This window comes from Pseudoalteromonas sp. TB25 (assembly GCF_000497995.1).
Taxonomy (GTDB): Bacteria; Pseudomonadota; Gammaproteobacteria; order Enterobacterales; family Alteromonadaceae; genus Pseudoalteromonas; species Pseudoalteromonas distincta.
Genome location: NZ_AUTI01000044.1, coordinates 1 through 952, shown reverse-complemented (window position 1 = coordinate 952; position 952 = coordinate 1). Strand labels below are relative to the sequence as shown.

Here is a 952-nt window from a genome sequence, read left to right as displayed (position 1 = left end):
GAAAAAATAATGGTGGGTGTTTTTGCTATGCTGCTTGTTTTATGGGCCGGCGTACCTGCAATGATTTTAGGGGCTGACTACGCAGTTAATACAACCGCAGTGGCTTTTTTAGGTTTGTCGGTTTTATTAGTGACTGGTGTATTAAGCTGGGACGATGTACTTAAAGAAAAGTCTGCGTGGGATACCGTTGTTTGGTTTTCAGCATTAGTAATGATGGCCACTTTTTTAAATAAACTAGGTTTGGTAACGTGGTTTTCAACACTTGTTGAGAGCAATATTGCGCAACTGGGCTTTGACTGGATTGTATCGGCTATTATATTGGTAGCTGTGTATTTTTATGCTCATTACTTTTTTGCCAGTACCACAGCACATATTACTGCTATGTTTGCCGCATTTTACGCCGCAGGTTTGGCGCTTGGCGCTCCGCCTTTATTTTTAGGTTTACTGTTAGCTGGCGCCTCATCACTCATGATGTCGTTAACGCATTACGCAACAGGCACATCACCCATAGTGTTTGGCTCAGGCTATGTATCGTTAAAAGACTGGTGGGTAATGGGCCTTATAATGAGCGTTATTAATTTAAGTGTATGGGGAGTTATTGGCGGGCTTTGGTGGAAAGCACTTGGGTATTGGTAATATTGCCTTGTTAGTTTGGCTTGCACATTTAATACTGCGCACTTGAGTTTAGAACAAGTTCAAGTGCTTCAGCCCTAAAAATATAAACATTAGGGCTGTTAGAAGGGAGCATTATGGTTTTTAAATTCATAAAGGCAGCATATTCAGACCGAGACTACTTATTAAGCCTCAGAAAACTAACTATGATTGAACACTTAGAAAGTGCCGGGTTATTTTTAATACCAATTCGCTTAATTAAGTGATCTATTTTGAGGCTGGAAAAACGTGTTGATAGCTAGGCAAAAAATTCGCTATTTAGTTGTTCTAAATGAGCATT

Annotated in this window: 1 protein-coding gene; it reads left to right on the top strand. The window is 39.9% G+C overall.

Annotation, left to right across the window (positions count from 1 at the left end; all coding sequences use genetic code 11):
- Positions 1-636: anion permease (locus L652_RS0100820; protein ID WP_024603189.1), on the top strand; the 636-nt coding region annotated here is incomplete at its 5' end.
- Between the last annotated feature and the right edge of the window lie 316 nt (positions 637-952).